This window comes from Methylobacterium thuringiense (assembly GCF_022179645.1).
In the GTDB taxonomy this organism is placed as follows: domain Bacteria; phylum Pseudomonadota; class Alphaproteobacteria; order Rhizobiales; family Beijerinckiaceae; genus Methylobacterium; species Methylobacterium thuringiense.
In genome coordinates this window covers 89,234-108,747 of sequence record NZ_BPRA01000009.1, presented here as the reverse complement: position 1 = coordinate 108,747, position 19,514 = coordinate 89,234, and the positions used below count along the sequence as shown (strand labels likewise).

The following is a 19,514-nucleotide window of genomic DNA, read 5'->3' as shown; positions in this document are numbered from 1 at the left end:
CTGCTCGCCGCATGACCCTCGCCTGGGACGACTTTCGGCTCGTCAAAGCCATCGCCGACCGCGGCGGCCTGACCCATGCCGCATCGCATCTCGGCATCAACCACTCGACGGCCTTTCGCCGGCTGTCCGGCATCGAGACATCGCTCGACGCGCGCCTGTTCGAGCGCTCGCGCTCCGGCTACGTGCCGACCCCGGCCGGCCTCGCCATGGTCGAGGCGGCCGGTCGGATGGAGACGGATGTCGCGCGCTTCGGCCGGGAAGTCCTGGGCCGGACGCTGACGCCGTCGGGCGAACTCCGCATCACCGCGCCGGTCGGCTTCGTGACCGATCTGCTGATGCCGCTCCTCGCACGGTTTCGGGACTCCTACCCGGACGTCCAGCTCGACGTCGTCATGTCCGAGGAGCCGCTCAACCTGTCGCAACGGGATGCCGACGTGGCGATACGGGCGAGCAACAACCCGCCGGCCAATCTCTTTGGCCGACGCCTGTCGGGTATCGCCTGGGCGATCTACGGGCGGCACGACCGCCTCGATGACGAATCGTACGCGAGGCGTTGGGTGACGCCCGGACCGCACGTCGCGGATGGGCGGTTCGCGCGTTTCCTGCGGATGCGCGCCGGCTCCAACAGGATCGCGTTGCAGGTGAACGCTGTGACCGGCCTTCGAGAGGCGATTCAGGCCGGAATCGGGATCGGACTGCTTCCCTGCTACATCGGCGATGCCGCCCCGGATCTCCGGCGACTCGGCGAACTCGAGCCCGATATCGCCTCGGACCTGTGGCTCCTGACCCATCCGGACCTGCGCCACGCCGTCCGTGTCCGCGCCTTCATGGACTTCATGGCCGACGCGATTGCGCCGCTGCGTCCCGCTTTCGAGGGACGCGCGGCGCATCAGAAAACGTGATCGATTCCAAAGTTGAGAGCAGGCTTCGCGCGAAAAACCGTTGCCACTTTTTCGCAGCCTGCTCTACGCCGAGACCTTGGTGATCTCGACTTCCTGCCCGTTCACCTCGACGGTATCGCCGACATTCTTGCCGGTGATCGCTCGGGCGAGCGGGGCGACGTAGGAGATCGAGCCCTTGGCCGGATCGGCCTCGTCCTCGCCGACGATGTGGAAGGTCTGCGTCTCGTCGTCTTCGCGCACCACCGTCACGGTCGAGCCGAAATGCACGGTGTCGCCCTCGACCCGCTCGATGACCTGCGCCGAGTTCTTACGCGACGACCAGTAGCGCAGGTCGCGCGAGACGCGGGCCGTCTCGGCCTTGTCGTTGTGGTCGAGGCCGGCGTTCTCCGCCTCCAGCCGTGCGACTTCGGCCTCGATCAGGGCGAGGCCTTCCTTGGTGACGAAGTTGGTGTGCGGGGAGATCGGGCGATCGGGAAGATCCTCGAACGCTTCGCCACCTTCTTTTTCGCGAACGAATGCTATGCTCATGCGACGTGCAATGCGCGGACAGGCTGTGCAGTTCCGCTTGGCCGAGCGATGCTCAGCCGATCTCCACCACGGTGCGCCCGCGCGTCTGCCCGGCGAGGATGGTTTCGGCGAGGCCGCCGACGTCCTTCAGGCCGACCGTCGTGGTCATCGACGACAAGGCTTCGAGGTCGAGTTCCTTCGCGAGCCGCGCCCAGGCCTCCCTGCGGGGACCTTGCGGCGTGGTCACGCTGTTGATGCCGAGAAGCGACACGCCGCGCAGGATGAACGGCGCGACCGACGACGGCAGGTCCATGCCGCCGGCATTGCCGCAGGCCGCAATGGCGCCGCCGCCCTTGGTCATCGCGAGCAGGTTGGCGAGCGTCTTCGAGCCGACGGCGTCGATGCCTGCCGCCCAACGTTCCTTGGCGAGGGGCTTCGGATCGCCGGCGAGGTCCGCGCGGTCGACGATCTCCGTGGCGCCGAGCGCCTTCAGGTACTCCGCCTCGCCGTCACGCCCGGTCGAGGCGATGACGTGCCAGCCCCCGCGCTTCAACAGCGAGACGGCGACCGAGCCGACCCCGCCCGAAGCGCCGGTGACGACGGCCGGGCCGGATTCCGGCGTCAGCCCGTGCTTCTCCAGCGCGATCACCGACAGCATGGCGGTATAGCCGGCGGTGCCGATCGCCATGGCCTGGGCCGGCGACAGCCCGTCGGGCAGCGGAACCAGCCAGTCGCCCTTCACGCGCGCGCGCTCGGCAAAGCCGCCGAGATGCGTCTCGCCGACACCCCAGCCGGTGAGTACCACGGTGTCGCCGGCCTTGTAGGCGGCGTTGTCCGAAGTCTCGACGACGCCGCAGAAATCGATGCCGGGGATCATCGGGAAGCGGCGGACCACCGGCATCCGGCCGGTCATGGCGAGCCCGTCCTTGTAGTTCAGGCCCGAATGGGTGACCCGCACGGTGACGTCGCCGTCCATCAGGCCGGACTCGTCGAAATCCTCGAGAGCGAGGCTTTGGCCGCCCTCGCCCTTCTCGACCACCCAGGCCTTGAACGTCGCCATGCCGGTCTCCTCCATCTTCGACGCGATGGGAGGTACGGCGCGCCGGGCCTGAATCAAGTCGGCCCCGGAGGCGCGAGACCTCCGAGGCCGACTTCAGATCATCGTCAAAAGCTCAGTAGCCGTCGTAGACGCTGCCCGAGGAGAAGCCGAGGCCGACGCCGACATCCGCCGAGGACGCGCCGGTGATGCCGACGGCATCCGGGATCGAGCCGATGCCGAAACCGGCCTGCCGGTAACCGCCGCCATAACCGCCGCCGGTCGGCACCCACTGGGAACTCGCCGGCTGCACCAGGACGCGGCGCGAATAGCTCGCATAGACCGGCGGCAGCGTCTCCGGGATCACCTCGGCCGGACGCACCAGGACGCGGCGGCTGCTCACGGCGTAGCGCGGCGGCGTGGTGATCCAGCAGCCGACGAGTTGGCCGTAGGCGTCGTAGCTCGTCTGCCAGTGGCGGCCGCCCGGCGAGACCAGCACGCGCTCCGACACCGTGTCGTAGACCGGCGGCGTGGTGCGGTAGACGGTGCGCGGGGCACGCACGAGGCGCTGCTCGGAGACGGTGTCGAAGATCGGCGGGGTGACGACCCGGCGGTAGCATTCGGCGCCGTAGCAGCCGCCGGCTGCGGCCGGTGTTGCCAGGAGGGTGGCGCCGACGAGAGCACCGGCGAGAGTCGTGACAAGTGTGGCTGTGTGGGTGACCGGCGCGGTCATGACGGCATCCTCGATCTGATACGCTACGCGATACGGGCGCGGCTGGCGTTCAGCGCGCGTTCTCCGACGCGCAGGAAGCGGTCAAGTTGCAGTCACGGCAAGGTCTATCGCCGAAGACGGTAAAATTAACCTATGCACAGGACTACGCAGGTGCCGAGCTGTTGCGTATTCCTTACTGGGTCTTTTGCAATTTTACGGTCGTGGCATCGTTAAGTACCGATCAGTGAGCCATCGGCGGCCCTCGGCCTCAGGTCTGCCCGCGCTTGAGCTGATAAAAAATGTGACGGCCGATGACGTCCATCTTCTTGAGCCGGCGCGACCAGCCCGGCCGGACGTAGTTGGCGTGGTAGTGCGTCGCGCCGCCGACCTCGCTGAGATAGGTCCGGCCCGCGATGACCGCGCTGGCGATGCGGGTGGCGGATTCCCAGGAGCCGGCATCGGTGATGCGCAGGGACTTGCCCTCGCAGGCGAAGGAGAACTGGCAGCCCATGTAGCGGTGCCGGTTCTGGTAGACGACGCCGCAGACGTTGGCCGGGTAGAGGCCGCTCTTCACCCGGTTGAGGATGACCTGCGCCACGGCGGCCTGCCCGTCCTCCGGTTCGCTGCGGGCCTCGAAATACACGGCTTCGGCGAGGCAGCGCTGCTCGCGATCCATGGCGTCCGGCTGGATCAGGTCGGCATAGCGGTGGTCGGCGCCCTCGACCGGAGCCTGCGCGTCCGGTGCGGGCGCGATGTCGCGGTCGAGACGCGGCGAGAAGCCCGGCAGCGCGAGGCTGGCGGCGGCGACCTCGATCGGCACCGCGTCGGCCGGGGCCGGCGTCACCGACGACAGGGCCACCGCTTTCGGCACGGCGGGTGTGGCGCCGTCGGAATTCTCCAGCGCAGAGGCCTCGGCGTCGCGGCTGCCGGGGGTGTCGCCCTCGGCTGCGATGCCGAGCCCGAGATCGGGGACGGGTACGAAGCCGTCCGGCTCCTGGTCCGGGGTCCAGGTCGTGGCGCCGGGGCTGAGCACGCCCGTGACGGAATCTCCGGCATGGGCGAGGAGGCTGGCAGCACCGCGGGGCAGGCGCGCCATGCGTTCGATGAGTTGGCTCTGCCGGACACCGAAACTGTGGTCGGTGCCGGCCGTCGCGGTGAAGGAGATCAGGAGGCCGACGCCCGCAGCCCAGGGGACCACGGCCGTGCCGAGCCAGCCCAGTCCCGATTGGCGTCTACGCCCGCCTCGAACCCGCCTCGTCGCCACGCAACTCTACCCGCGTCAGGATCCAGAGCCCGAGCGCAGGGTCTCAGCAGACCGGGCGATCATTTGGGCCGTGACCCAGATATCGCCGGTTATGGTTGAGGTGAGGTTAAGGCCGAAGGCTGGCCGTCAGAAGCTGCCCGGCCGACCGTGCAGCGTCGCGTATTGCGAGGCCACCACCGGCAGGTAGCCCGTGGTCTTCTGCGCCCCGACGATCATGCGGCCGGCCTCGCGCTCGTTCTGAGCCCAGACCAGCAGGGTGATCACGAAGATCGCAACGGCCGTGACGAGGCTCGCGAGCACCCAGAGAAAGGCGCTCTGCATGGCCCTCCCGATGTCGGGAACGCGCGTATCGATGAGGACGGTGTTGGACGTCGGATCAGACATGGCCAGAGATCCCGCGAGTCCTAGCCGAACCACCGGCAAGCGTGCACGCGTACGGAGGTCCGATAGCAGTTAACGTGCCTGCCAGACAGGGGTTCAACGGCCCCGCACAAAATTTATTGCAACGCTTCCACGGCGGGAATCGTGCCGTCGCCAGCGCGGGCATAACAGCCTCGGAGCGTTGCACAATTCCACGCCGTGCACTGCCTGATGGTCAAGCTTCCTGCGTCCGAAATCGGCAGACGTCAGTCCTGTCGGCCGCCGTCTCCGAGCGCCGCCTGAGCCGCGGCGAGACGGGCGATCGGAACCCGGAACGGCGAGCACGACACGTAGTCGAGGCCGACCTCCTGGCAGAAGGCGATCGAGGCCGGGTCGCCGCCATGTTCGCCGCAGATCCCGAGCTTGATGCCCTTGCGCGTCGCGCGCCCGCGCTCCGCCGAGATCCGCACCAGTTCGCCGACGCCCTCCCGGTCGATCGTCACGAACGGGTCGGCCGGGATGATGCCGGCCTTGGTGTAGGCGCCGAGGAAGGTGCCGGCATCGTCGCGGGAGATGCCGAGCGCCGTCTGGGTCAGGTCGTTGGTGCCGTAGGAGAAGAACTCCGCCGATTCCGCGATCTCGCCGGAGCGGAGGGCGGCGCGCGGCAGCTCGATCATGGTGCCGACCTGATATTCCACGGTCTCGCCGAGCTTCTTCGCTTCGCGGTCGATGGCGGCCTTCACGATGTCGAACTCGGCTTTCGTGAAGACCAGCGGCACCATGATCTCCGGCGTCACCGGCTTGCCGGTGTCCTTGGCCGCCCGCGCCGCAGCGGTCAGGATGGCGCGGGCCTGCATCTCGGCGATCTCGGGGTAGGCGATGGCGAGCCGGCAGCCGCGGAACCCGAGCATCGGGTTCGACTCCTTCAGCTCCTTCAACCGGGCGCGGATCTTCTCCTCCGGCACACCGACCGTCTCGGCGAATTCCTTCACGTCCTCGTCGCCGTGCGGCAGGAACTCGTGCAGCGGCGGGTCGAGCAGGCGGATCGTGACGGGCAGTCCCGACATGATCGTGAACAGCTCGACGAAGTCGTCGGTCTGGTAGGGCTCGATCTTGGCGAGCGCGGCCTTCCGACCCTCGGCGTCATCCGCCAGGATCATCTCGCGCACGGCGACGATGCGGTCGCCCTCGAAGAACATGTGCTCGGTCCGGCACAGGCCGATGCCCTCGGCGCCGAAGTTGCGCGCGGTGCGGGCGTCGGTGGGCGTGTCGGCGTTGGTGCGCACCTTCATGGTGCGGTGCGTGTCGGCCCATTCCATCAGCGCAGCGAATTCGCCCGAGAGTTCGGGCTCCATCATCCGGACCTCGCCCTCGATCACCTGGCCGGTGGAGCCGTCGATGGTCAGCATGTCGCCGGCCTTCAGCGTCTTGCCGCCCACCGTCAGCGTGCCGGCCTTGTAGTCGATGCGGATCGAGCCGACGCCGGAGACGCAGGGCTTGCCCATGCCCCGCGCCACCACCGCAGCATGGCTCGTCATGCCGCCGCGCGTGGTTAGGATGCCCTCGGCCGCGTGCATGCCGTGGATGTCTTCGGGCGACGTCTCGATGCGCACCAGGATGCACTTGCGCTCGGCCTTGCGGGCGGCCTCGGCATCCTCGGAGTTGAACACGATCGCGCCGACCGCCGCGCCGGGCGAGGCCGGCAGGCCGGTGGCGATGACGGTGCGCTCGGCCTCCGGGTCGATCATCGGGTGCAGGAGCTGGTCGAGGCTGCTCGGCTCGATGCGCCGGATCGCCTCCTCCTTGGAGATCAGGCCCTCGCCCGCGAGCTCGACGGCGATGCGCAGGGCCGCCTTGGCCGTGCGCTTGCCGTTGCGGGTCTGCAGCATCCAGAGTTTCCCATTCTCGATGGTGAACTCCATGTCCTGCATGTCGCGGTAGTGCTTCTCGAGGATGCCGTAGATCCGGGTCAGCTCCGCGAAGCTGTCGGGCATCGCCTTCTCCATCGAAGGCTTTTCGGACTTGGCCTCGATCCGGGCCTTCTCGGTGATGTCCTGCGGGGTACGGATGCCGGCGACGACGTCCTCGCCCTGGGCGTTGATCAGGAACTCGCCGTAGAGCGCGCTCTCGCCGGTGGACGGGTTGCGGGTGAAGGCGACGCCGGTGGCGGACGTATCGCCCATGTTGCCGAACACCATGGCCTGGACATTGACCGCCGTGCCCCAGCTCTCGGGGATGGCGTTCAGCTCGCGGTACTTCTTGGCTCGCGGGATCATCCAGGAATCGAACACGGCGCCGATCGCGCCCCAGAGCTGGTCCTCCGCCCCCTGCGGAAAGTCCGACCCATGCTCCTCGCGCACGATTTTCTTGTAGGTTTGGATCAGGGTCTTCCAGTCTTCGGCACCGAGTTCGGTGTCGAGCGAAAACCCCTTCCCGTCCTTGTAGCGGTCCAGCGCCTCCTCGAAGGCATGGTGCTCCACGCCGAGCACGACGTTCGAGTACATCGTGATGAAGCGGCGGTAGGAATCGTAAGCGAACCGCTCGTCGTCGGCATCGCGCGCCAGGGCATCGACCGTCTCGTCGTTGAGGCCGAGATTGAGCACGGTGTCCATCATGCCGGGCATCGAGGCCCGCGCGCCGGAGCGGACCGAGACCAGCAGGGGTTTTTGGGAGTCGCCGAAGCCGCGGCCGGTGATCTGCCCGACCTGCTCCAGGGCGGCCTTCACGGCGTCCTTCAGGTCCGCGGGGTAGGTCTGGTCGTTCTCGTAATAGGCGGTGCAGACCTCGGTGGTGATGGTGAAGCCGGGGGGCACCGGCAGGCCGAGATTCGACATCTCCGCGAGGTTCGCGCCCTTGCCGCCGAGCAGGTTGCGCATCGCCGACTCGCCCTCGGCCTTGCCGTCACCGAAGGAATAGACCCATTTCGTCATCTGTCTCGTCCATCAGATCGTGACGCCGGCCGGCGAATGGCTCGGCCTGCGTACCGCCTCGGGAGGCAGACTTGGCCGTTGCGGGGGTTGGACCACCTCATGATGCAACGCAAGATGAACGCCGTTGCTCCGCTCGGACCGGCGGTTACGAATTCGCCCGAGTGTCAGTACTCACGACAAGTGCTTGAACAGGCCGAGCCCGATCACGCCGGCGGCGATCAGGTAGACCGCGACGATGTAGTTCAGGAGCCGCGGCACCACCAGGATCAGGATGCCGGCCAGGATCGCGATGATCGGTTGGAGATGGGCGACGGTGATGGTCATCGTGGGCTCCGTAAGGCCAAGCTCGGGACTCTCGTGAAAGACGCGCCGGGCCGGTTTCCGGTTCCCGGGCGAGGCAAGGGGGCCGGACAAGGGGGCCGGACAAGGGGCGCAATCAGCCGTCCGTATCCCCGCGAGCGTTACGCTCCGGCGGCATGGCCCAAACTGTCGTGAGGGTGGACGCGGGACGCCGCGGAACCACTCTGTGTTGTGTAGAACTCGGTCCCACGGCGTCCCGCGGCCCGTGGGTGCGGGCCGGCGACGTCACGGTGTCTTCTCACAGGCCCATGACTCGACGCGAGGACGCTCTTGTCATCCTCACGGATCGGCATTTCAGCCTCACCGTGCGGCCTCTCGGCCGGCGGGGCGTCCCGCACCCGCCTCGTAGTGGGCGGGTGGATCGAAGGCTCTCGGTGTGCCGTGAGGGTCCCGGGTCCGGCGATCAGAGTCGCGTACCCGTCCCACAGCACCTTGCGTCACAGGCTCTGCCCGAGGCGGTGGGGCATCCGGACCACCGACGCAGGCACCGTCTCGCATCCCCGCAGCGCTTCGACCCGGTCCGCCGAAGCGCCTCCCTTCGTGGGGGCGAGCCAGGGGAAAGAACCATAGAATAGGAATTTTGTCAAGAACAAAAAGTGATCGAGTGCCGCTCCCGATCACCGCGAGAGGGGGCTATCGGTCCTTTCGGTCGTCACCGCGATTGAAACGCGATCCTGCTCGTTCGACAGTTGTCGATCCGGCTCGAGCCGTAGCGGGTTGGTCATGCCGAAGGGCGAACCGCAGGCCGCGCACCCTTGCGGCGAAGGGCTGCCACTTCGGCGGAGCGCGTTCTAAAACATCCCGTTCGGATTGGCCGAGGTTTCCGGCAAGCGTTGCAGCACGTCCCAGTGCTCGACGATCTTGCCGTCGGGATCGAGCCGGAAGATGTCGATGCCCGCATAGTCGTGGTCGCCCGGCCAATGCTGGAGGCAGTGCAGCACGACCAGATCGTTCTCGGCCACCGCCCGCTTCACCTCGACCCGCTTGCCCGGCCACTCGCGCGCCATGCGCTCGAAGTAGGCGATGAAGCCGTCCTTGCCGGTCGCCACATGCGGGTTGTGCTGGATGTACGTGTCGCCGGCATAGCGCTCGATCGCCTCGCGCGGCCGGCATCCGTTGAACATCAACGCGTAGAAGGCGATTACATTCGCCTTGTTCCGGGCGGGGTCGGTCATGCTGTTCCCCCGAAGGCTCGGGCCGGGTTTCGGTACGGCCATTCCCGGAACGATCGCGCCTCCCGCGGAGCCATCGCGACGACACGGGCGCGGTCCCCTGTGCCTCCGCTATACGCGCGATGCGGGGTGCGAGCGAGAAACCCGGCCTCAGACCCGCGCCTTGCCGCTGCGCTTGATCAAGACCTGCGTCCCCACCGGCACGCGCTCGAACAGGTCGACGATGTCCTCGTTCAGCATGCGTACGCAGCCGGACGACATCTGCTCGCCGATGCTCCAGGGCTCGTTGGTCCCGTGGATGCGGAACAGGATGTCGCGGTTGCCCTGGTAGAGGTAGAGCGCGCGGGCGCCGAGCGGGTTGTCGAGGCCGCCCTTGCGGGTGCGCGGCAGGTCGGGGTTGAGCGAGACCATGGTCGTGGTCGGGCTCCAGTCGGGCCAGACGCCCTTGCGGCCGACGCGGGCCTCGCCCTTCCAGGAGAAGCCGGCCTTGCCCACGCCGATGCCGTATTGGCGGGCCGAGCCGTCCTCCTCCACGAGCTGGAGGTGGCGCTGGTCGATGTCGACGACGATGGTGCCGGGCTTTTCCGCGCCGGTGTAGCGCACGGTCTGGCGGCGGAACTTCGGATCGAGCCGCGACGTATCCACCAGCGGCACGTCGAAGGGCTTGTCCGGCATCGTGCCGGTGTACCAGGCGGATTCGTCGTCGAGCGCCGCCGTCTGCATGCGCGACTGGCAGGCGGCCAGGGGCGCGACGGCGACGAGGGCGAGCAGGATCCGGCTGACGCGCATCGATCGTTCCGTGCCTTGTGCGGTGGCGTTCTTGTGAGCCATCGATACCCGGCATCGCCGCCGGAGGTTGTGTCTTTGGCGTCTCACGGTGCGCGGAAGCGGCCCGGCAAATGCGGCGCGCCCTGCCCTATTTGACCGTCGACCCAGGATGCGAGCCAGGATGCGAGCCACGACGCAGGGAAGGACGACGACAGGCATGGCCGACACACAGACGCTGACCGACGAGGCCGGAGCCGACCTCTCGAAAGACCTCAGCCCGGCGATCCATCTCGATCATTGCGTGATCCACGTCTCGGATTGGGAGCGCGCGACCGCCTTCTACCGCGACGTGCTCGGCGCCGAGGTGGTGCCGTTCCAAAAGGGCGTGGTGTTCCGCTTCGGCGGCATCCAGCTCAACGTGCACGGCCCCGGGCAGATCGGCAGCCCACTGGCCGACAAGCCGGTGCAGCCCGGCGGCAGCGATCTCTGCTTCCGCTGGTCGGGCACGATCGCGGAGGCGATGGCGCATCTCGCCAACCACGGCGTGCCGGTCGAACTCGGGCCGGTGGAGCGCAACGGCGCGGCGGGTGCCGGCACCAGCGTCTACTTCCGCGATCCCGACGGCTCGCTGATGGAGTTCATCACCTACGCGACGACCTGATACCAACGGGCGTTGACTTCGGCTCTTCCGCACTCGGCCGTTGGCAAGCGCGAACGCGCGCCGCTGCCTGTGCGGTAATATCTCGGTGCTGCAACCGAGAGGCCCGTTGCACGGTTGTTCCCGCGATCGAACCCTTGGAGAACGGCCATGGCGCGGATGACGATGGCGGCGGCGGGAGCGGCCCTGGTTCTGATGGCCGGCACGGGCGCCGCGCTGGCCTTCGGTGGTGGCGGAGGCTCGTCGGGCGAGGGCGACGGGCATCTGCGGCAGGAGATGCAGAACCCGGGCTATGTCGAGCCGAGCCGGTATGCCTATCGCGACGGCTACCGCCGCAAAGATCCGGGCGCCGAATACGAGGCCTATCGCCGGGGCTATCCGATCTTCGGCCCCTGGGGCTCGAAATACCGCTATTGAGCATTCGTGCTGCGGGCGAGCTGCTGGTTGGTCTGTTCGAGGCGCAGCGCCAACTCGCGCATGACGGCGATGCCGATTTGCGGAAATTGCGCCAGCAGCTCCAGAAAGACGCCGCGATCGATGCGCAGGACCGTTGCCGCGGTCTCCGCGGTCACGGTGGCCGAGCGCGGCTGGTCGGCCAGGATGCCCATCTCGCCGACGAGGGCGTCGGCGCCGAGCAGCGCGAGGCGGACCGGACCCTGCTGCCCTTCCAGAGAGACGGCGGCCTCACCTTCGAGGATCAGATAGGCCGCGTCGGCCTCGTCGCCCTGCGCGAAGAATGTCTGTCCGGCCTCGAAATGCACGCGCTCGCTGGTGAAGGCGAGGAGCTTGAGCCGCGAGGGCTCGACCTCGCGGAACAGCGGCACCTGCTTGAGGGACGAGACCTCGGTGTCGAGCGTCATGGCCTGCCTCGAAGGTCCCCTGCCGACCGCAGCGCGCGGTGACGATGCCGGAGGCGCGGCGCGTAGCCGCTACCGGAGGGACTGTCAAAGCGCCGACGATCGCGAGGGCGCGCCGGGACATCGGGCCTCGCCCGATCGCGATTGACGAAGTCTCCCTATTTCCGCCCACGCTCGCGGCCCTATTTCGCAAGCTTGGCGACGCGCCAACCGTATGGGCGGTACTGAGTTTCCGCCCCCGGATCCCGATACGGCCAAGGAACCATCGAATTGGCTGCCGGTTGTCCGGTTGTGAAAACTAGGCCGAGGAGGCGCTGATGGCATCCGGTAATTCGACCTCGAAGCGAGGCTTCGCGTCCATGAATCTCGAGCGGCAGCGCGAGATCGCCAGCAAGGGCGGTCGTTCGGTGCCTGCCGAGAAGCGCTCCTTCTCGCAGGATCGCGAACTGGCCTCGACGGCCGGTCGCAAGGGCGGTCAGTCGACCGGCCGCGCCGGCGAGTGATGGCGCTCCGATCCGTGGTTCCGGAGGCAGGATGACGCCTGCCGGCCTCCGGTTCGCGGAACGGAAACGCAGCGCGTAAGCGGCTCGATCAGTCGTGAGCGAGGATTTACGCTTGCGATGCGTCGGCGCGCGCATGTTCGCGCCACAGCAGCACCAGCTGTTCGAGTTCGGCGATCGCGCCGGGGTCGAGGCGGCCGAGCGTCCGGCCGACATAGGCCGTCTGCACCTTGAGGCCCTGTTGGGCCAGGTCCGAGCCTGCTGCCGTGAGATAGAGCGCATGCGAGCGCCTGTCCCCCGGGATGGCGCGCCGCTCCACGAGCCCGGCCTCGACGAGCCTGTCGATGAGCCCGGACACGTTCCCTTTCGTCACGTAGAGCCGGCCAGCCAGCTCCTGCTGAGTCAGGCCTTCGCGCTCGGTCAGGGTCGAGAGCACGTCGAATTGCGGGATCGACAGCCCGAGTGTGCGCAGTTCGGATCCGACGGCCGCCGTCACGCGGCGGTTGAGGCGGATGAAGCGGAACCACAGCCGCATCGGGTCTGCGTCCGCGGCAATGTCGGCCGAAAGGTCCGTGTGGGAAGGCGCGCTCGGCATGATGCCCGGCTATAGCAGAGGCGTGAGGACCGTGGCAGCGTCGCTCCGGTCTCTGGCGTGCCCGTGCACCGGCCTGTAGGCTGGCGGCCGCCGAACCCGGTCCCGGATCCCGAGCTTCACCGCCCATCCATGCGCCGTCTGCCCATCCAGGATCCCGTCACCCATGCCGGCGGCTACGCCAGGACGGTGGCCTTTCTCTCCGTCGTCGTGACCGCCATCGCCGTCGTGATGGTGCGCGGCCAGCGTGCCGAGCCCGGCCCCGCCCTCGCCGTTCTCGGCAGCGGCATCCTGCTCGCCGCGCTCGCCGTCGCGTTTGCCGGCTTCGCCTTCCTGCGCGGCTGGCGCGAGGGGGCGAGGGGAATCGGTGCCGCGATCTTCGGCGTGTTCGTCGCGACTCTGGTGCTGGCCTATCCCGCCTATGCCGCGCTGAAGGGGCTGCGCCTCCCGGCGATCACCGACGTCAGCACCGACCTCGACCAGCCCCCGGCCTTCTCGCGATCGCGCGCCGCCTTCGCCGCCCGCGACGGCCGCTATCCGCCCGATCCCGGTGCCGGGGCCCGCGAGGCGCAGCGCGCCGCCTATTCGCAGATCGCGCCGCTGACCCTCGACGTCGATCCCGACGAGGCCTTCGAGCTGGCGCGCAAGGCGGCGGTCAACCGCAAATGGCAGATCGTCGAAGCGGTCCGGCCGGGCGGCCGCATCGGCAACGGCCGCATCGAGGCCGTGGCGCGCAGCCGCGTCCTGAACCTGCCGGCCGACATCACCGTCCGGGTCAGGCCGCGGGCGGACGGCGCCCGCATCGACGTGCGTTCGGCCACCCGCCTCGGCGCACGCGATCTCGGCGATAACGCCGACCGCATCCGCGCCTATCTCGACGAGGTCGCCAACCTCGCCATCGCTCTGAAGTAGGGTCTTCATACCAACGGGCGTTGACTTCGACTCGTCCGCACTTGGCCGTTGGCAAACATGAACGCGCGCCGCCACTCGTGTGGCGGACGCCTTCGACCGGTCACGATCAAAGGCCGCTAGATGACGCTGCGTTTTGATAGGATCGATCAAAACGCAGAAAACGTGATCGATTCAAAAGTTGAGAGCAGGCTTCGATCGAAAAACCGTTGCCACTTTTTCGCAGCCTGTTCTGGTATCAGACCGGCTCGAAAACCCCGTCGAGCCGGGCCGGGCCGTCGCTGCGCACGAGCCCGCGTTCGACTATGTCCTCCAGATGCGCGAAGACCGAGAGCGCCGCCGCACCGCGGAGCGCCGGGTCGAGGCCCTGATAGACCGCCATGACGATCGCCCGGATGTCGCGGTCGCCAGCCGCGATGCGCGCGCGGATGGCCGCCTCGCGCTGGCGGCGGTGGCCGGCGAGGCCGCGCACGAAGCGGCGCGGATCGCGCACCGGGCCGCCATGGCCCGGCCAGTAGATCGCCTCGGGCCGTTCGCGCAGCCGGTCGAGGGAGGCCATGTAGGCCCGCATCGATCCGTCCGGCGGCGCGACCACGGTGGTCGACCACGCCATGACGTGGTCGCCCGAGAACAGCGCGTTCTCCTCGGGGAAAGCGAAGGCGAGGTGGTTCATGGTGTGGCCGGGCGTGGCCAGCGCCGTGAGCGTCCAGCCCTCGCCCGAGACCGTCTCGCCGTCGGCGAGTTCCCGGTCCGGCCGATGCTCGCGGTCGGCGCTGGCGTCGAGATGCGGAAATTCGCCCTCCGCGAGTTCTCGCGCGGCCTTGTGCGGGCCGCAGCCGAGGATCGGCGCGCCGGTGAGAGCCTGGAGCAGGCGCGCGCCCGGCGAGTGATCGCGATGGGTATGGGTGACCACGATGGCCGTCACCGTCTCGCCGGCCGTCGCTGCCGCGAGCGCGGCGACATGGCCGGCATCCTCCGGACCGGGATCGATGATCGCGACGCGGCCGTGCCCGACGATGTAGCTGCAGGTGCCGCTCGCCGTGAACGGGCCGCCATTGGGGCAGATGCGGCGGCGCACCAGCGGCGTCAGCCGGCGGACCTCGCCGCTCGCCGGCAGTGCCGGGTCGAAAGGCGGCGCGGGCGCGTCGCCGCCGGGTGCGTCAGTCGTCGCCATGGAAGCCGTGGATGTTGGGGTCGATCCGCCGGCCGCCTACGACAGGTCGGGGCGAACCACAAATCCGCCGCCGCCGCCGATCACCGCCGGACAACCCTCCGCTGGCGATCAGTACACGAAGGGCGAGCGGGCCACGACCCGGACGGGCGCGAAGCCCGGCGTCGTCAGGGCCGGTTCGCCCTCCGCCGCCGATCCGTGCCCGGCAGGAGCCGGGTTCGCCTCGGCGAGCCGGATCCGGTCGCTCCCGGCGGCGACCGTACGCATCGTTCGCCGGAAGGCGCGCTCGGCGGCGTCCCGCTCCAGCGCCCCGACACGCAGGTCGACGGAGCGCCGCGCACGGCGGCTCAGGCTCCGGGTGCTGCGGTAATCCTCGAGTTCGACGCTGCCCTGGGCGAGGCGCGTGACCACGGATGCGCTCGTCTTCGTCGCGACGACATCCCCGACCCGCAGCGTCGGATCGTGGTCGATCGCGAGCGGGGCCGCCACGCTTCCGGGTGTCCGGCAATGGCAGTTCTCGACCCGCTTCTGGCGGTAGACGTTCGCCCAGGCTGCGGCGAGATAGGGCTGGCCCTTCAAGCTGACGACCTGATCGAGTTCGGTCTTGCCCCAGGGCATGGTGTAGAGCGCCGTCGGCGCGTCCGGGCAGGCTGCCGCACAGGCGGCCTGATGCAGCGGAACGTCCTTCTCCGAATGCCGGGCGCCGAGGGGGAAGACGTAGCCGTCGCAGGTCCGCACGCACACGCTCTGCGGTCCCTTCGCCGGTTGCAGCGCCAGCACCGGGCTTTTGCGGCGCCCGTGCCGCGAGCGCCGGTCCATATCGACCAGAGGTACAGGCCTCGGGGTGAAGTGCCGCTGGCGTGGCGCGCCGACGTGGCGCGCATCCGGCAACGAGGAATAGCGCCGGGGAGGCCTGCGATCCGCGCGCGGCGGTGCGTATTCGACCTGGCGCGGTGCGCCGAAGATCTGGCCGAAGAAGTCGAACAACCCGCCCCGCTCGGAAGCGTGGACCAGGCCGGTCCCCGCCGCGACGCTGCCGAAGCCGAGGATCAGGCCGGCCAGCGCCATCCGCACGATGCGCCGGCGCGGAGACGCCGGCCGATCGGGCCGGATCGCCGCCAGAAAGCCCGCCTGCGTGCGCCTTCCGAATTCCATCTGGATGAACACTCCCACCCGCCTGCCGGATCGTCGCGGACGACCGTGGGTCGGTCCTGCGGCCTGAATCGCATGTCTTCCCACGGCGGAAAACAGTGTTCGGCGATGGCTTACGTCAGGTTGTCTCGAAACGGCAATTGCGGCTGAAAGCTGAGGTGGTGGAGAAATCCGGCGGCTCGGCGCCACCATCTCCGTACCGTCTCACGGTCACGATGTCGCAGCGGCCCCGGTCACACACGAAAAAGCGCTGCCGGATCCCGACAGCGCTCGATCAGATCATCACCACGAAACGAGGGTGGCGTCCCGCTGGATCCTGTGCCTCAACGGCGGCCCGGAACACGGCCCGATCGGACCCGCACGGGAATGGGCTGAAGCTGCTGCTGCGGCCCGAGCGCGTCGAGCACGCGGCTCAGCCCCTCGACGATCGCATCGGCCAGCTTGCCGGCGGCGGATTTCGCAGAAGCTGTCCTGGTCTGATGCATCACGGCTCTCACTGCAGATCTCTCCCGAGATGGTGACGAACCCGGCGCCGCGCCAGTCGGTTCCGGCTGCGACCGTGTTTCACAAGGCAGGCACAGTAGAGCGGCTGGTGGCGGCGAGATCAAGACGGTTCTGTCGGATCACCGTCCGGCGGCCGAACCCGACACCCAATGAGCGCCGGAATCACACGCGAGCGAGGCGGGATCGGGAAAAACAATCTCTCCGCCGAGCGCGCGCGAGAGGAACCAGACCTGAAACCTTGACGTTATTTCCTTCGAAAGGTCGCGGCCTGTGCCGCACCAAATGTTCTGGAAGGATCCGACACATGCTCGGTTGGGCCGTAACGTTCCTCGTGGTCGCACTCGTGGCAGCCTTGCTCGGCTTCGGCGGTATCGCCGGAACGGCCATGGAAGCCGCCAAGCTCGTCTTCTTCGTCGCAATCGTCCTGTTCGCCATCTCGGCCGTCATCGGCCTGATGCGTGGCCGCTCGCCGACACTCTGACGTCGCCGGACGAGTGAAAGCCGGGCTCTCTCCGCCGGAGAGGGCCCGGGGCCACCCGCCATCAAGCCTCTTCGGCGGCAGAGTTAACAGGGCCATCGTCGAGTTGGGCGATCAGGTCTGCGAAGCGGTTCGGGATGGGTTGCTGGACCACTGAATCGTACATGGCGCGAAGATGCGCGCCGATCCGTTTGCGGGCCTGTTTTCCAAGGTTCTGAGGTGACGGCGGGTCGTGAGCAAGCGGCAGATCGCCTCCCTCGCGAGGGCTTTCGGCCTTCTCGTCATGCATCATCCGGTTCGATCCCCTTGGCGTCGCAACAGCGACGTCGGCCGCGATTGTTTTGCGGCTTGACATGAGTCATGGCTCATCCGGCAACGCCGGGGTCCGGCATCGGTTCCGCTGCAGCGCGGAACGGAGCGCCGCGGCTCGCGTTAGGGCGGAAGCAACACGAAGAGCGACGACGCTCAGGGGAACTCATGTCGACAGCACAACTCGTCGTGCAGCATCTGCCGTATCTGCGCCGCTACGCTCGTGCGCTCACGGGCAGTCAGGTCGCCGGCGATGCCTACGTGGCCGCGACGCTCGAAACGCTGGTGAACGAGCCCGAGACCCTCGGCCGCAGCACCAACGTCAAGGCCGACCTGTTCCGGGTCTTCACCCGAATCTGGAACTCGCTCTCCGTGAACGGCGGCAGCGATCAGGTGCAGCACGACCTGCCGGCGGAGATCCGCCTCGGCCAGATCACCCCGCTGCCCCGCCAAGCTTTCCTGCTGTCCTGCCTGGAGGGCTTTTCGGAGGAGGACGCGGCGATCATCCTCGACGTCGACGTCACCGAGGTGCGCGAACTCGTCGACGAGGCGGGCCGCGAGCTCGCAGCCGACATGGCCACCGACATCCTCATCATCGAGGACGAGCCCCTGATCGCGATGGATCTGGAGGCCCTGGTCGAGGGCCTGGGTCACAACGTGATCGGTGTCGCCCGCACGCGCACCGAGGCGATCAAACTCGCCTCCGAAGGCAAGCGTCCCGGCCTGATCCTGGCCGACATCCAGCTCGCCGACGGCTCGTCGGGCCTCGATGCGGTGAACGACCTGCTGAAGACCTTTGAGGTGCCGGTGATCTTCATCACCGCCTATCCCGAGCGCTTCCTGACCGGCGAGCGTCCGGAGCCGGCCTTCCTCATCGCCAAGCCGTTCCAGCCCGCCAACGTTTCCGCCGTGATCAGTCAGGCGCTGTTCTTCCAGCAGAGCGCCCGCCGCCGCGAGGCGAAGTCGGCCTGATCTTTTCCACCGTCAGCCTGTTGTCAGCAAAAACCCCGCCGGATCGTCCGGCGGGGTTTTTCATTAGGCCATGTGTTTCGTTGGACCATGCGCTCTGCGACGCGCACGAAAAAACGGGCCGGACAATGTCCAGCCCGTCGATAAGGTTCCGGCCGATGCACAAGGGGAATGCGGGGAGGACCAGAGTGGCCGGGTGTTGGGACAACGGTGAGGTACTGAGCCGGTTCCGCTTTTTCCCGGCGACTCGATCGAATTTTTCTGGCGGTGACGTTTTTCGGCAACGCTGAAACCGTCGAAAACCGGCCCAAGCGTGGCCATTGGGATCAAGTCGATACAGGTCGAAAACGAAAGCTTAACGGAAGCGTAACAGTCGAGGAACCGGCGGCCGCAATCGGCGTTGTACCGACAACCTGTCAAGCTCCCTTTGGAGTTCATCGCGATGCTTCGGTCTGGCTTCCTTCTCGGCGTTGGTGGACCGGCAGCGATTTTGACGTTGCTCGTCCTGCCGTCGGTGCGTGCGAGCGCCGACAGACTCGTTCCGGTGCAGAGCGCGGCTTCGCCGACGGTCCAGACCCCCTACCTTCCCGGCGCCCACCCGGCGTCTTTGTCGATCAGTCCGGTCCACGGCGCCCCGGTCCACGTGGCGACGATGCCCCGGTCCGAGAGCCGCTCCGCACCGGCCCTTCCGTCGAGCATCGGTACGACCGCCAGCGAGAAAGAGATGCTGCCGAAGCCGCGCCGCATGACCCGCGAGGGCTGCGAGGCTCCGCTCAGCTCCCTCGTCGGCCCCGAGGCCCGCCGCATGGTCCCCGGCCGCTGCATGGCCTGAGGGCCGCCCTCAGCCAACCGGACTGACCTTCTCCACATCCACCGTCATTCCGCCTGCCGTCATGCGCTCGCGCGAGACGAGGCGGTCGCCCTCGGCGAAGACGCCGAGCGTCACGTCGCGGTCGGGCAGCACCAGCGTCGTCGTCTTGTTGTGATGGACGAGAACGTGGCGCTTGAGCGGCAGTGAGGCCGCGGCCCAGCGCCGTAGCTGTCCGTAATACGGTTCCCGGCGCCAAACGTTCGGTTGGCCGGGATCGACCTGCACGTTCATCGAACGGCTGACCGGATCGAGCGTCAGCACCATCTTGGCGCGGTCGGGCTTCCATTCGGGGCCAAGCCAGCTCTCCGTCATCCAGAGACAATGGAAGCTGCGGCAATGCTGCGGCCGCGTCGCGTGGATGCCGCAGCCCTGGCCAGCCCGGGTATGCCGGCACCATTGGCCGGCGACGCTCTCCACCGCCGGCACATCGTAGACCTTGCAGCACAGGGTGCAGGCGCCGCAGGCGCGGCCCGGGGCCGGCGTGGCGACGATGGCGGCGGGGTCGAGCATCGCGGGTGGCGTTTTGCGGCGGC

The 19,514-nt window shown here is 68.1% G+C and carries 24 protein-coding genes; 8 read left to right on the top strand and 16 right to left on the bottom strand.

The features are described from left to right. Positions 1-11 precede the first annotated feature (11 nt). Positions 12-902: a LysR family transcriptional regulator gene (locus MFF07_RS11000; protein ID WP_147817698.1), complete on the top strand. Its 891-nt coding sequence runs from the start codon at positions 12-14 to the stop codon at positions 900-902. A gap of 63 nt (positions 903-965) precedes the next feature. On the opposite strand, the gene greA is transcribed toward MFF07_RS11000, so the two are convergent. The 9 genes from greA to MFF07_RS10955 form a co-directional block, all read right to left on the bottom strand. Beyond that, complete coding sequence (gene greA, locus MFF07_RS10995) at positions 966-1,430, bottom strand: transcription elongation factor GreA (protein ID WP_147817699.1); 465 nt, start codon at positions 1,428-1,430, stop codon at positions 966-968. 52 nt (positions 1,431-1,482) lie between these two features. Then, positions 1,483-2,469 (bottom strand): acrylyl-CoA reductase (NADPH), encoded by a 987-nt coding sequence (gene acuI / locus MFF07_RS10990; protein ID WP_238231895.1) that lies wholly within the window; start codon positions 2,467-2,469, stop codon positions 1,483-1,485. Between the two features lie 112 nt (positions 2,470-2,581). After that, a complete protein-coding gene (locus MFF07_RS10985; RefSeq protein ID WP_147817701.1) occupies positions 2,582-3,178 on the bottom strand; it encodes a hypothetical protein in 597 nt (198 codons plus the stop codon). 247 nt (positions 3,179-3,425) lie between these two features. Next, a complete protein-coding gene (locus MFF07_RS10980) occupies positions 3,426-4,421 on the bottom strand; it encodes a cell wall hydrolase (protein WP_147817702.1) in 996 nt (331 codons plus the stop codon). Between the two features lie 126 nt (positions 4,422-4,547). Further along, positions 4,548-4,805 carry a hypothetical protein gene (locus MFF07_RS10975; RefSeq protein WP_147817703.1) on the bottom strand — a complete coding sequence of 86 codons (258 nt, stop codon included), beginning with the start codon at positions 4,803-4,805 and terminating at the stop codon, positions 4,548-4,550. Between the two features lie 242 nt (positions 4,806-5,047). Next, positions 5,048-7,711, bottom strand: coding sequence for a pyruvate, phosphate dikinase (gene ppdK / locus MFF07_RS10970; protein WP_147817704.1), 2,664 nt, complete (start codon positions 7,709-7,711; stop codon positions 5,048-5,050). A gap of 171 nt (positions 7,712-7,882) precedes the next feature. Beyond that, a complete protein-coding gene (locus tag MFF07_RS10965; protein ID WP_147817705.1) occupies positions 7,883-8,035 on the bottom strand; it encodes a DUF3096 domain-containing protein in 153 nt (50 codons plus the stop codon). 827 nt (positions 8,036-8,862) lie between these two features. Then, on the bottom strand, positions 8,863-9,246 hold the full coding sequence (locus MFF07_RS10960; RefSeq protein ID WP_147817706.1) for a nuclear transport factor 2 family protein: 384 nt from the start codon (positions 9,244-9,246) through the stop codon (positions 8,863-8,865). Between the two features lie 147 nt (positions 9,247-9,393). Continuing rightward, the gene (locus tag MFF07_RS10955) at positions 9,394-10,032 is read right to left on the bottom strand and encodes a L,D-transpeptidase (RefSeq protein ID WP_373322310.1); all 639 of its coding nucleotides are present in this window, start codon (positions 10,030-10,032) and stop codon (positions 9,394-9,396) included. A 196-nt stretch (positions 10,033-10,228) separates the two neighbouring features. Here MFF07_RS10955 and MFF07_RS10950 point away from each other — a divergent pair, with 196 nt between their 5' ends. Further along, complete coding sequence (locus MFF07_RS10950; protein WP_147817708.1) at positions 10,229-10,672, top strand: VOC family protein; 444 nt, start codon at positions 10,229-10,231, stop codon at positions 10,670-10,672. Between the two features lie 147 nt (positions 10,673-10,819). Continuing rightward, positions 10,820-11,086 (top strand): hypothetical protein, encoded by a 267-nt coding sequence (locus tag MFF07_RS10945; protein WP_147817709.1) that lies wholly within the window; start codon positions 10,820-10,822, stop codon positions 11,084-11,086. Here the strand turns inward: MFF07_RS10945 and MFF07_RS10940 are convergent. Next, the gene (locus MFF07_RS10940; protein WP_238231894.1) at positions 11,080-11,529 is read right to left on the bottom strand and encodes a cyclic nucleotide-binding domain-containing protein; all 450 of its coding nucleotides are present in this window, start codon (positions 11,527-11,529) and stop codon (positions 11,080-11,082) included. The two genes, MFF07_RS10945 and MFF07_RS10940, sit on opposite strands and share 7 nt — an antisense overlap. A gap of 314 nt (positions 11,530-11,843) precedes the next feature. On the opposite strand from MFF07_RS10940, the gene MFF07_RS10935 reads away from it, so the two are divergent. Beyond that, positions 11,844-12,029: a con-10 family general stress protein gene (locus MFF07_RS10935; protein ID WP_147078329.1), complete on the top strand. Its 186-nt coding sequence runs from the start codon at positions 11,844-11,846 to the stop codon at positions 12,027-12,029. A 106-nt stretch (positions 12,030-12,135) separates the two neighbouring features. Here the strand turns inward: MFF07_RS10935 and MFF07_RS10930 are convergent, their stop codons facing one another. Beyond that, positions 12,136-12,561 carry a MarR family winged helix-turn-helix transcriptional regulator gene (locus tag MFF07_RS10930; RefSeq protein ID WP_238231892.1) on the bottom strand — a complete coding sequence of 142 codons (426 nt, stop codon included), beginning with the start codon at positions 12,559-12,561 and terminating at the stop codon, positions 12,136-12,138. Between the two features lie 189 nt (positions 12,562-12,750). On the opposite strand from MFF07_RS10930, the gene MFF07_RS10925 reads away from it, so the two are divergent. After that, entirely contained in the window at positions 12,751-13,530 is a 780-nt protein-coding gene (locus MFF07_RS10925) for a DUF1499 domain-containing protein (RefSeq protein ID WP_147817712.1), read from the top strand. A gap of 235 nt (positions 13,531-13,765) precedes the next feature. On the opposite strand, the gene MFF07_RS10920 is transcribed toward MFF07_RS10925, so the two are convergent. From MFF07_RS10920 to MFF07_RS10910, 3 genes are all read right to left on the bottom strand, one after another. Then, positions 13,766-14,701, bottom strand: coding sequence for an MBL fold metallo-hydrolase (locus tag MFF07_RS10920; protein WP_147817713.1), 936 nt, complete (start codon positions 14,699-14,701; stop codon positions 13,766-13,768). Between the two features lie 108 nt (positions 14,702-14,809). Further along, on the bottom strand, positions 14,810-15,853 hold the full coding sequence (locus tag MFF07_RS10915; protein ID WP_238231890.1) for a DUF2865 domain-containing protein: 1,044 nt from the start codon (positions 15,851-15,853) through the stop codon (positions 14,810-14,812). A 320-nt stretch (positions 15,854-16,173) separates the two neighbouring features. Then, entirely contained in the window at positions 16,174-16,335 is a 162-nt protein-coding gene (locus MFF07_RS10910; RefSeq protein WP_187272551.1) for a hypothetical protein, read from the bottom strand. A 323-nt stretch (positions 16,336-16,658) separates the two neighbouring features. On the opposite strand from MFF07_RS10910, the gene MFF07_RS10905 reads away from it, so the two are divergent. Beyond that, entirely contained in the window at positions 16,659-16,835 is a 177-nt protein-coding gene (locus MFF07_RS10905; protein WP_003599466.1) for a DUF1328 domain-containing protein, read from the top strand. Positions 16,836-16,896: 61 nt separating this feature from the next. Here MFF07_RS10905 and MFF07_RS10900 read toward each other — a convergent pair whose 3' ends face one another. Then, positions 16,897-17,187, bottom strand: a complete 291-nt coding sequence (locus tag MFF07_RS10900) for a NepR family anti-sigma factor (RefSeq protein WP_306424635.1) — start codon at positions 17,185-17,187, stop codon at positions 16,897-16,899. 122 nt (positions 17,188-17,309) lie between these two features. Here MFF07_RS10900 and MFF07_RS10895 point away from each other — a divergent pair, with 122 nt between their 5' ends. Beyond that, positions 17,310-18,113: a response regulator gene (locus tag MFF07_RS10895; RefSeq protein WP_147817715.1), complete on the top strand. Its 804-nt coding sequence runs from the start codon at positions 17,310-17,312 to the stop codon at positions 18,111-18,113. Between the two features lie 487 nt (positions 18,114-18,600). Beyond that, entirely contained in the window at positions 18,601-18,942 is a 342-nt protein-coding gene (locus tag MFF07_RS10890; protein WP_238231888.1) for a hypothetical protein, read from the top strand. Between the two features lie 9 nt (positions 18,943-18,951). On the opposite strand, the gene MFF07_RS10885 is transcribed toward MFF07_RS10890, so the two are convergent. Beyond that, on the bottom strand, positions 18,952-19,491 hold the full coding sequence (locus tag MFF07_RS10885; protein ID WP_147817717.1) for a hypothetical protein: 540 nt from the start codon (positions 19,489-19,491) through the stop codon (positions 18,952-18,954). Between the last annotated feature and the right edge of the window lie 23 nt (positions 19,492-19,514).

Excerpts from the sequence above, each read along its gene's own strand:
- MFF07_RS11000 (WP_147817698.1), top strand. The coding sequence starts at position 12 with ATGACCCTCGCCTGGGACGACTTTCGGCTCGTCAAAGCCATCGCCGAC.
- greA (WP_147817699.1), bottom strand. The coding sequence starts at position 1,430 with ATGAGCATAGCATTCGTTCGCGAAAAAGAAGGTGGCGAAGCGTTCGAG.
- acuI (WP_238231895.1), bottom strand. The coding sequence starts at position 2,469 with ATGGCGACGTTCAAGGCCTGGGTGGTCGAGAAGGGCGAGGGCGGCCAA.
- MFF07_RS10985 (WP_147817701.1), bottom strand. The coding sequence starts at position 3,178 with ATGACCGCGCCGGTCACCCACACAGCCACACTTGTCACGACTCTCGCC.
- MFF07_RS10975 (WP_147817703.1), bottom strand. The coding sequence starts at position 4,805 with ATGTCTGATCCGACGTCCAACACCGTCCTCATCGATACGCGCGTTCCC.
- ppdK (WP_147817704.1), bottom strand. The coding sequence starts at position 7,711 with ATGACGAAATGGGTCTATTCCTTCGGTGACGGCAAGGCCGAGGGCGAG.
- MFF07_RS10965 (WP_147817705.1), bottom strand. The coding sequence starts at position 8,035 with ATGACCATCACCGTCGCCCATCTCCAACCGATCATCGCGATCCTGGCC.
- MFF07_RS10960 (WP_147817706.1), bottom strand. The coding sequence starts at position 9,246 with ATGACCGACCCCGCCCGGAACAAGGCGAATGTAATCGCCTTCTACGCG.
- MFF07_RS10955 (WP_373322310.1), bottom strand. The coding sequence starts at position 10,032 with ATGCGCGTCAGCCGGATCCTGCTCGCCCTCGTCGCCGTCGCGCCCCTG.
- MFF07_RS10950 (WP_147817708.1), top strand. The coding sequence starts at position 10,229 with ATGGCCGACACACAGACGCTGACCGACGAGGCCGGAGCCGACCTCTCG.
- MFF07_RS10945 (WP_147817709.1), top strand. The coding sequence starts at position 10,820 with ATGGCGCGGATGACGATGGCGGCGGCGGGAGCGGCCCTGGTTCTGATG.
- MFF07_RS10940 (WP_238231894.1), bottom strand. The coding sequence starts at position 11,529 with ATGACGCTCGACACCGAGGTCTCGTCCCTCAAGCAGGTGCCGCTGTTC.
- MFF07_RS10935 (WP_147078329.1), top strand. The coding sequence starts at position 11,844 with ATGGCATCCGGTAATTCGACCTCGAAGCGAGGCTTCGCGTCCATGAAT.
- MFF07_RS10930 (WP_238231892.1), bottom strand. The coding sequence starts at position 12,561 with ATGCGGCTGTGGTTCCGCTTCATCCGCCTCAACCGCCGCGTGACGGCG.
- MFF07_RS10925 (WP_147817712.1), top strand. The coding sequence starts at position 12,751 with ATGCGCCGTCTGCCCATCCAGGATCCCGTCACCCATGCCGGCGGCTAC.
- MFF07_RS10920 (WP_147817713.1), bottom strand. The coding sequence starts at position 14,701 with ATGGCGACGACTGACGCACCCGGCGGCGACGCGCCCGCGCCGCCTTTC.
- MFF07_RS10915 (WP_238231890.1), bottom strand. The coding sequence starts at position 15,853 with ATGGAATTCGGAAGGCGCACGCAGGCGGGCTTTCTGGCGGCGATCCGG.
- MFF07_RS10910 (WP_187272551.1), bottom strand. The coding sequence starts at position 16,335 with ATGCATCAGACCAGGACAGCTTCTGCGAAATCCGCCGCCGGCAAGCTG.
- MFF07_RS10905 (WP_003599466.1), top strand. The coding sequence starts at position 16,659 with ATGCTCGGTTGGGCCGTAACGTTCCTCGTGGTCGCACTCGTGGCAGCC.
- MFF07_RS10900 (WP_306424635.1), bottom strand. The coding sequence starts at position 17,187 with ATGTCAAGCCGCAAAACAATCGCGGCCGACGTCGCTGTTGCGACGCCA.
- MFF07_RS10895 (WP_147817715.1), top strand. The coding sequence starts at position 17,310 with ATGTCGACAGCACAACTCGTCGTGCAGCATCTGCCGTATCTGCGCCGC.
- MFF07_RS10885 (WP_147817717.1), bottom strand. The coding sequence starts at position 19,491 with ATGCTCGACCCCGCCGCCATCGTCGCCACGCCGGCCCCGGGCCGCGCC.